Origin of the sequence: Sphingobium cloacae (assembly GCF_002355855.1) — a bacterium.
Taxonomy (GTDB): Bacteria; Pseudomonadota; Alphaproteobacteria; order Sphingomonadales; family Sphingomonadaceae; genus Sphingobium; species Sphingobium cloacae.
On sequence record NZ_AP017655.1, the window covers coordinates 1,813,974 to 1,822,500 of the forward strand.

At 59.9% G+C, this 8,527-nt stretch carries 7 protein-coding genes, 1 tRNA gene, 2 rRNA genes and 1 pseudogene (1 of these 11 running past the window's edge); 6 read left to right on the forward strand and 5 right to left on the reverse strand.

All coding sequences use genetic code 11. The annotated features are described in order from the left end of the window. Positions 1-36 precede the first annotated feature (36 nt). Positions 37-495 (reverse strand): annotated as a pseudogene (locus SCLO_RS08860) (transposase); the annotation flags it as partial. Between the two features lie 245 nt (positions 496-740). Between SCLO_RS08860 and SCLO_RS08870 the strand changes: the two are divergent. From SCLO_RS08870 to SCLO_RS08895, 6 genes are all read left to right on the forward strand, one after another. Next, positions 741-1,439, forward strand: coding sequence for a hypothetical protein (locus SCLO_RS08870; protein ID WP_066522219.1), 699 nt, complete (start codon positions 741-743; stop codon positions 1,437-1,439). Continuing rightward, on the forward strand, positions 1,429-1,815 hold the full coding sequence (locus SCLO_RS08875; RefSeq protein ID WP_066522212.1) for a hypothetical protein: 387 nt from the start codon (positions 1,429-1,431) through the stop codon (positions 1,813-1,815). Before SCLO_RS08870 ends, SCLO_RS08875 begins: the two co-directional genes overlap by 11 nt. Before the next feature lie 143 nt (positions 1,816-1,958). Then, positions 1,959-3,461, forward strand: a complete 1,503-nt coding sequence (gene istA, locus SCLO_RS08880) for an IS21 family transposase (RefSeq protein ID WP_066522224.1) — start codon at positions 1,959-1,961, stop codon at positions 3,459-3,461. After that, positions 3,458-4,303: an IS21-like element helper ATPase IstB gene (gene istB / locus SCLO_RS08885; protein ID WP_066522210.1), complete on the forward strand. Its 846-nt coding sequence runs from the start codon at positions 3,458-3,460 to the stop codon at positions 4,301-4,303. Before istA ends, istB begins: the two co-directional genes overlap by 4 nt. A 171-nt stretch (positions 4,304-4,474) precedes the next feature. Continuing rightward, positions 4,475-5,044: a hypothetical protein gene (locus SCLO_RS08890; RefSeq protein ID WP_145980668.1), complete on the forward strand. Its 570-nt coding sequence runs from the start codon at positions 4,475-4,477 to the stop codon at positions 5,042-5,044. A 77-nt stretch (positions 5,045-5,121) separates the two neighbouring features. Continuing rightward, positions 5,122-5,388 (forward strand): hypothetical protein, encoded by a 267-nt coding sequence (locus SCLO_RS08895; RefSeq protein ID WP_066522205.1) that lies wholly within the window; start codon positions 5,122-5,124, stop codon positions 5,386-5,388. A gap of 78 nt (positions 5,389-5,466) precedes the next feature. Here SCLO_RS08895 and SCLO_RS08900 read toward each other — a convergent pair whose 3' ends face one another. The 4 genes from SCLO_RS08900 to SCLO_RS08915 all read right to left on the reverse strand — a co-directional run. Beyond that, a complete protein-coding gene (locus tag SCLO_RS08900; protein ID WP_197705135.1) occupies positions 5,467-6,702 on the reverse strand; it encodes a recombinase family protein in 1,236 nt (411 codons plus the stop codon). A 195-nt stretch (positions 6,703-6,897) separates the two neighbouring features. Next, a tRNA-Met gene (locus tag SCLO_RS08905) sits at positions 6,898-6,974 on the reverse strand. A 166-nt stretch (positions 6,975-7,140) separates the two neighbouring features. Continuing rightward, positions 7,141-7,255 (reverse strand): 5S ribosomal RNA (gene rrf / locus SCLO_RS08910). A gap of 111 nt (positions 7,256-7,366) precedes the next feature. Next, positions 7,367-8,527, reverse strand: a 23S ribosomal RNA gene (locus tag SCLO_RS08915); it runs 1,635 nt beyond the window's last position.

Genomic DNA, 8,527 nt, shown 5'->3' on the forward strand with positions numbered 1-8,527 from the left:
ACACCCCTTTCATCCAACCTGCCTAGGTTTGCCTTATCAGGCAGCCATGACCGGCGTCGGATTCCTGTAATCTTCATTCTTGGTCAGCATGGCCCAGATCTGGCGTGCCATTTTGTTGGCCAATGCGATGGCGACCAGCATGCGCGGCTTGCGGGCCATCATGCGTGCAAGCCATGAGCTTTCCGGGATCGACTTGCGTCCCATCCAATTCAATCGCGACATCGCGCCAATGATCAGCATTTGCCGGATGTCGCTCTGGCCAGCCTTGGTGATCCGCCCAAGCCGTTCCTTACCGCCTGATGAAAACTGTCGCGGGACCAATCCAAGCCAGGCCGCAAAGTCGCGGCCATTGTTAAAGGTCGCCATTTCAGGCGCAAAGGTCTCCACTGCCATCGCCACTAGCGGACCGACGCCAGGCATGGTTTGCAATCGCTTCGATATCGGCGTGGTGGCTGCGAGTTCCTTGATCTTTGCGGTCTTTGTATCAATCCAACCACTGTTCTTCGCCGAGAAGGCGTACGATCGGACACCCATCGACTATGCAGCGGCTGTCAACGGCGGGCTGAGGCTTGTGCCCGCAGGCGATGGTCTGAAGGCGCTGGAACCCGGTGCGGGTTGTCGAAGCCTTCATCGATGAGGTTGCGCGTGCACGCGCTGCCGCCCCTCCCCAAAGCATCATCGCAAAACCACGAATCTAAAATATCATTGATATTTTAAAGTAGCACCGCTACTTTATCGCTATGATTCAGGTTCTGACCGAGCAGCATTTCACCCAGGGCGATGTCCTGGAGATCACAAGGCTGAAGAAGGAGCTGCTCCAGACCTGGATGAACCGGGGCGTTATCGTGTTGGGCGAGCAGAACCCGGGCAGCGGCCGCCGCCGGCTCTACGCTGCCCTCGACATTGTGAAGCTTGGCCTACTGCGCCGCGTCGCCGACCTTGGAGTGGAACTGGGCCTGGGGCGTGAGCTGGCGGACGAAGCCGAGCAGCTGCTGATCAGCGGCCGCGGCGTGGAATGGGAATATCATCTCTCCATCCGCAAGAAGGAGGCGACGCATGAGGACGTCAAGATCACGATGATCGGATCGTCCAACATGTCTCCCCTCAACCTCAAATATGGCGGGATCATTGGCGACGCCCGGGAGATGCTCGTCGCGCGTTTCACCGAACCCTTTGAAGGAATGGGCTTTTTCAATCGGCGAACAAGCACATGGGGAAGTGAGGAAAGGCCTATCGACCCGGAGCGGCGCACCGCGTTGGCAAGGGCCGGCGTCTACGCCGAGCCGGCGCTCATCTTCCCGTTCGGCGAGGTGGTCAACGGGACGCTCCTTCAGATTGCGGCCAAATGCCAGGACACGCTGCCAGCGCTGGACGCGGCGCTCACGAGAATAGCGGCGGGCAAGGCGCAAAGAACAAGAATGGCCAAAGATGAAAGCTGAGCGGGCCCGCGAGCAGCTCCGGCAGGAGCGTGAGGCGTTCGAGCAGATGCGCCGCGAGGTGGCGCGCTGGTCGGTGCTGCGCCTGTGCATGGGCTATGGTGGCCTCGGGCTCATGACCGGCATTGCCGTTGTCGCCGGCATAGTGGTTCTTCAGCCAGAACGTTATGGAGCGCTGCCAGTGGGCGCGGCTGCCACCGCCCTCCTTGTCGACATGGTGAGCCTGGCTGCCAGCATCGCCCGCCTCGTTCTATCGAGAAGCAGCATGATGGCACTTGAACCAGTGATCCGCGACCCCGCCTGGAAGCAAGATGCTTGCGAATTACACTCAGGCTGCCGCGCGACAATCAGGATGAGAGACCAGCGTCAATCAAGATGAGAATCGCCACCTGCTGATCCGGCGTAGGGCGTAGCCCGGAGCCGGATCAGCAGGTGGCGATGGCGCCCTTTTCAGGGGCGTTTCTGGTGGTCGCGGCCGGTCAGGTACTCAGAGGCATAACTTCGCGAGAGGGGATGCCGCGGATGCCGGGCCGCCACGTCAACGATCATCAGATGAGGCTCTACATGAAGCTCCGACAGACCCACGCCGTGCCGGTGGCGGCCGCCAAGGCCGGTATCAGCCCGGCGACGGCATATCGCATCGAGGGAGATCCTCGGCTCCCATCTCAAAGACAGGCGCAGCGAGAGCGACGGCGCCCTGACCCATTAGCCGGGATATTCGAGGAAGAGGTCGTTCCCTTGCTCCAGGCTGCGCCTGGCGTCCGGGTGGTTGCCATTTTCGAGGAGATGCTGCGCCGGCATCCTGATCTCGATGCAGGCATCCGACGGACATTGGAACGACGTATCCGGGCATGGCGGGCCATTCATGGCCCTGAACAGGAAGTGATCTTCCGGCAGGTGCATGAGCCAGGACGGCTCGGCCTATCGGACTTTACCGAGATGAAGGATGAGGAGGTAACGGTCGCCGGCGTGCCGCTCGATCATCGCCTCTATCATTTTCGGCTGATGTGGTCGGGCTTCGAACACGCCCATGTCATTCTGGGCGGCGAGAGCTATGTCGCTTTGGCCGAGGGGCTGCAAAACGCCCTGTGGGCCGTCGGCGGCGCCCCGACCGAGCATCGCAGCGACAGCCTGTCAGCCGCGTTCCGTAACCTGGATGCCGACGCCCGGCAGGATCTGACGCTGCGCTATGACGCCCTGTGCGAGCATTATGGCATGACGCCCACGCGTAATAACCGCGGGGTTGCCCATGAGAATGGCGGGATCGAGAGCCCGCACGGGCATTTGAAGGCGGCGATAAAGGACGCGCTGCTGATGCGCGGATCGCGGGACTTCGATGATCTGGCGAGCTATCGGCACTTCATCGACGAGGTCGTCAGCCGCAAGAACCGGCGCAATGGCCCGCGCATCGACGCCGAGCGTGCGGTATTGCAACCGCTACCCGGCGCCCGCACCAGCGATTATGAGGAGACGATCGTCACGGTCACATCGAGCAGCAGCTTCACCCTTCGCAAGGTGTTCTACACCGTGCCCTCACGGCTGATCGGACACAGGCTACGGGTCCGGCTTTACGATGACCGGCTCGATCTCTTCATCGGCGGCACCCACCTGATGACGCTGCAGCGGGGACGGTCCTTCAACAATGGTGCCCACGGCCATGTGGTCGATTATCGGCACGTCATCCATAGCCTTCGGCGCAAACCGATGGCGCTCCTGAAGCTGGTCTATCGTGATCAACTGTTCCCACGGGAGCCTTATCGGCAGATCTTCGATCGGCTCATTGCCGCGTTGCCGGAACGGATCGCTTGCCGGCATATGGTCGAACTGTTGGCCATGGCCCACGAAAGGGCTTGCGAAGCCGAACTTGCTGATCTGCTGGCCGCCGACGTGGCTGCCGATCGTCTTCCTGACATGGATGCCTTGCGGACACGCTTCGCTCCCGATCCGGCGGCGCTTCCCGATGTCGTTGTGGAACTGGTCCCCCTTACCACCTACGATGTTCTTCTGACGGGAGAAGCCGCATGAGCCGGAACGCACCCGCTATCGACGCCCAGCGCCTGAGCCTCATCCTCAACGACCTGCGCCTGCCGGCGATCAAACTGGTCTGGTCCGACTTCACCACGCGGGCTGACAAGGAAGGCTGGCCTGGCGCCCGGCTGCTTGCGGCGCTCGCCGAGCATGAGATCGCAGAACGGGATCGTCGCCGGATCGAAAGGCATCTGGGCGAAGCCCGCCTGCCACCAGGCAAGACTCTCGACAGCTTCGCCTTCGACGCGGTGCCGATGATCTCGCGCGCCCAGGTTACGGCGCTGTGTTCTGGTGATGGCTGGCTTGAAAAAGGCGCAAACCTCATCCTGTTCGGTCCACCGGGCGGGGGTAAAACCCATCTGGCAGCCGCAATCGGCCTCGCGCTGATCGAAAATGGCTGGCGCGTCCTGTTCACCCGCACCTCCGATCTGGTCCAGAAACTTCAGGTCGCCCGCCGTGAGTTGGCGCTCGAGGCCGCGATCACCAAGCTGGACAAATATCATCTGCTGGTCCTCGACGACCTTGCATATGTGACCAAGGATCAGGCCGAAACGTCCGTCCTCTTCGAGCTGATCAGCGCACGGTACGAACGGCGCTCCACGCTCATCACCGCAAACCAGCCCTTTGGCGAATGGAACCGGGTCTTCCCCGATCCCGCCATGACGCTCGCCGCAGTGGACCGCCTTGTTCACCACGCGACGATCTTCGAGATGAACGTCGAAAGCTATCGCCGCCGTTCCGCGCTCCAGCGTCAATCACGCGCTGGCCGGCCACCGACCTTCGCGACAATCAAGTCGACCGAGGAAATGTCGCGCGCCGACAATCAAACCTGCGAGTAACGGCTTGCCAGCGTCAATCAAAGCAGGCACCACGTCAACACCGCGACGATCAGTTCTCATCCTGATTGGCGGAAACTTCTCATCCAGATCGCCGCGCCATACTCAGGCAACTGATGGTTCTTAAAAGATACAAAAGCAGAGCAAAAATCGATGCCCTTTGATGCCATAACATTGACACATCTCGAAGACGCGCTCAGCGATGGCTTCAAATACCACAGCAACTTAGACGATTTCATCGTTCGCTCTGGCATTAGCCAGTCCAGTCTTGCTCTGTTGCGGGCGGCGGCTGAACAAAAATCAGCGCAAAGTGGCCGCTTTAGCAAAGCTCCGAAACGATATGTCGTCCGCGAACTGCTGGCATCGCTGTCGGAGCAAGGAACTGATGGGGATCGTCTGGTCGCAAACCTCATCACCAACCTCGTTGGCCTGCCCCTCAAGGACGCCTCCCCAAATGCCTTAGCAGCAGTGGAAGCTTTGCGCGCAAAGCTCAACAGTGATCGGAGCAGCAAACAGGCCGAGCGTGCGCACCAGAAGGACCAGCGCGAGGAGGCTGAACGCGCTGCGCATCGCCAGAAGGAGCGCGCTCGGGTCTCGAAGCAAACCGCACGAGACAGCCTGCGCGACCGTTTCCAGGGCTTGATGGCGGAGGGCAATGCGCAGACCCGGGGCTACCTTCTCGAAAGATTCCTGTCGGACTTGTTCGAACATGAAGGCCTGCAGCCACGGGATCCTTCAAGCTGAAGGGCGAGCAAATCGACGGCTCGTTCGTCTGGCGTGCCGGGACAAGCTTTCTGGAAGCGAAATGGGTCAAGGACCCTGTGGCCGGGGCAGACTTCGGCGCCTTCAACTACAAGATCGAGGGAAAGTCTGCCGATACGCGTGGCCTTTTCGTCTCTGTGAATGGCTACTCCCCGGAAGCGATCCAGGGAATGAATGGAAAGGGCGCGTTGAAGTTTGTCTGCATCGATGGCGCTCACATCATGCGCGCCCTTCTGACCGATGGCGGTTTACCTGCAATCCTCGAACGGGTTTGGCGACATGCAGATGAAACCGGCGAGGCCTATCTGCCTGTGTCGGCATTCTGACAGGGATTGGGTGGCGCGCTATTGGAAAGCGGGCGATGAGCAGACAGGTAGCAGACGCGCCTCTCATGAGAGCCTCGCTCAAGACGATAGATCACCGTCGGAAGTGCATGAGGTGAATTCGATGACGATGGTGCGAGTTTTATCGAGCATGAAGCGGGTCGGGCCGCAGTCAGTGGCTATGAACTTCAGGATGCTCATAGCGCGAGCGGCGCAAAATGCGGTCGACGAGGAGATTGAGCGGATCCTCACCTGTGTCGTCCCTATCGTGGGCGCTGATGCAACGGGGGCGAAGTCGGCATCGCAAAGCGCACATATCAAGAAACGGCAAAAGTTCGACGAGGCCGCGATCCGCGCATGCTCTCGCATCTCCCGTCCTTTGCGGACGCCGTCGCGCAAGCCCGCAAATTGTTCGTCCTGCGCTGACTGTCGCGCCTTGACGGCCTCCCAAAGAGTTTCGTCGATAATGCGAAGAGCCGGAACCTCCTTGCGCACCCAGAGGGCCTCGGGGTTCATCCGCGCCTGTCGCTTTCCTGTTTCAGGATCCTTGACGAACCGCTGCCGATTCCAGACCAATATGCCGCGATAGAGTTCATTATTGAGCAGGCCCGTTCCCCGGACCCTATGACCTCTGATCGTGGTAGCCGCCCACAAACGCCCCGCCGGCCCGGGGATGGCTTCGCGATTGAGCATCTCGGCAATGGCTCCTGGCGTCCGCCCCTCGACGAAGGCCGAGAAGATACGGCGTACAATGATCGCCTGCGGTTCATTGATGGAGCGTCCGCCAGCGGCATCATCCGGATCGGGCGCCACATCATAGCCATAAGCGAGACCGCCGCCGGATCGGCCCGCCTCGACACGCCCGCGCAAGCCCCGTCGCGTCTTGTCGGCGAGATCCTTCAGGAACAACGCGTTCATGGTGCCCTTGAGACCGATATGCATTTCATCCGCCAGGCCTTCAGCGACGGTGTGCAGCGTTATGCCCTTGAAGCGGAGGAGTTTATAGACATGTGCCATATCCTCCTGATCGCGCGAAATCCGATCGAGGGCTTCGGTGCAGAGAATGTCGAACAGTCCGGCCCTGGCATCGGCAAGAAGCTGTCCCAGGCCCGCCCTGCCCCGGATGCTCGCACCGGAGACCGCCTCGTCATGATAGCAGGCGACGATCTCCCAGCCTTCTTGCGCGGCCAGTTCCCGGCAGACCAGCCACTGGTCGTCGATGGAGCGCGGGTTCTGGAGATCGGAGGAGTAACGTGCGTAGAGGGCTGCTGTGGGCATTGGGGGTCCGGCGACGAGGGCCGGCGCTTCTGACAGCAATCATCCTCGAACAAAATCGCATTCTTCAATCGGACGTTCGGGGCATCCGCTGGGCGGGGTCGCAATTGGTTGCGGGGTGCGACCCCCGATTTGAACCTACTGCTTCTAAGTCATTGATTTTATTGGATTGGGAAATTTTGGACAAAAATATACCCCAGCAAAACGTTGATTTTGCTGGGGTTTGCTTGTGGTGTTTGGTTGCGGGAGCAGGATTTGAACCTGCGACCTTCAGGTTATGAGCCTGACGAGCTACCGGGCTGCTCCATCCCGCGACGATCTTGTTGTGCCTCAGGCGCCTGGGGCCGCATGGGCGGTCCTGGCGATCCTCCCCGGATGGCGTGTCCGGGTCCGGGCGGCCATTTGGCCTTGCGGCCTTTGGCCGGTGCTGTGCCCGGGAGGGTATGAATGGGTTTTTTGTTCCGAAGCGCGAGCTGCAATGCCTGGCGACGCCCTACTCTTCCGGGGCTTGAGCCACAGTACCATCGGCGCAGTCAGGTTTCACGGCCGAGTTCGGGATGGGATCGGGTGGGTCACTGACGCTATGGTCACCAAGCAATGGAGCTGGCGCTTCGGGGTATAATCGATATCCGTGCAAATTCTGGCTGTGTCTTGTCACCGACCGCTGACGGCTGGGGTTTCCAGCGCTGTCATTGATGGTGGGACTCTCAGGCGCGATCAGAGCAATTAGGACCGGTTAGCTTCACATGTTACCACGCTTCCACATCCGGCCTATCAAGGTCGTGGTCTACGACCGCTCGAAGAAATCTTATCTTGAGGGAGGCTTCCCGCTTAGATGCTTTCAGCGGTTATCCCGTCCATGCATAGCTACCCTGCTGCGCCGTTGGCACGACGACAGGTACACCAGAGGCATGTTCAACCCGGTCCTCTCGTACTAGGGTCAACTCCTCTCAAATTTCGACGCCCACGGCAGATAGGGACCAAACTGTCTCGCGACGTTCTGAACCCAGCTCACGTACCACTTTAATTGGCGAACAGCCAAACCCTTGGGACCTGCTCCAGCCCCAGGATGTGATGAGCCGACATCGAGGTGCCAAACGATTCCGTCGATATGAGCTCTTGGGAATCATCAGCCTGTTATCCCCGGCGTACCTTTTATCCGTTGAGCGATGGCCCTTCCACGAGGGACCACCGGATCACTATGACCGACTTTCGTCTCTGCTCGACTTGTCAGTCTCGCAGTCAGGCGGGCTTATGCCATTGCACTCTAACAGCCGGTTTCCAACCGGCCTGAGCCCACCATCGCGCGCCTCCGTTACTCTTTAGGAGGCGACCGCCCCAGTCAAACTACCCGCCACAGAGGGTCCCTGCACCGGATAACGGTGCGAGGTTAGACATCAGAAAACAACAGGGTGGTATTTCACCTATGGCTCCACGCGGGCTGGCGCCCACGCTTCAAAGCCTCCCACCTATGCTACACAGTTCTTTCCTAATGCCACTCTGAAGCTGCAGTAAAGGTGCACGGGGTCTTTCCGTCTAACCGCGGGTACTCCGCATCTTCACGGAGAATTCAATTTCGCTGAGCATATCCTGGAGACAGTGGGGAAGTCGTTACGCCATTCGTGCAGGTCGGAACTTACCCGACAAGGAATTTCGCTACCTTAGGACCGTTATAGTTACGGCCGCCGTTTACCTGGGCTTCAATTCAGAGCTTGCACTCCTCCTCTTAACCTTCAGGCACCGGGCAGGCGTCAGGCCCTATACGTCGTCTTGAAGCCGACTTAGCAGAGCCCTGTGTTTTTGCTAAACAGTCGCTACCCCCTGGCCTGTGCCCCCCATCAAAAGTTGCCTTAAGATGGGGCCTCCT

Excerpts from the sequence above, each read along its gene's own strand:
- istA (WP_066522224.1), top strand. The coding sequence starts at position 1,959 with ATGCCGGGCCGCCACGTCAACGATCATCAGATGAGGCTCTACATGAAG.
- istB (WP_066522210.1), top strand. The coding sequence starts at position 3,458 with ATGAGCCGGAACGCACCCGCTATCGACGCCCAGCGCCTGAGCCTCATC.
- SCLO_RS08870 (WP_066522219.1), top strand. The coding sequence starts at position 741 with ATGATTCAGGTTCTGACCGAGCAGCATTTCACCCAGGGCGATGTCCTG.
- SCLO_RS08875 (WP_066522212.1), top strand. The coding sequence starts at position 1,429 with ATGAAAGCTGAGCGGGCCCGCGAGCAGCTCCGGCAGGAGCGTGAGGCG.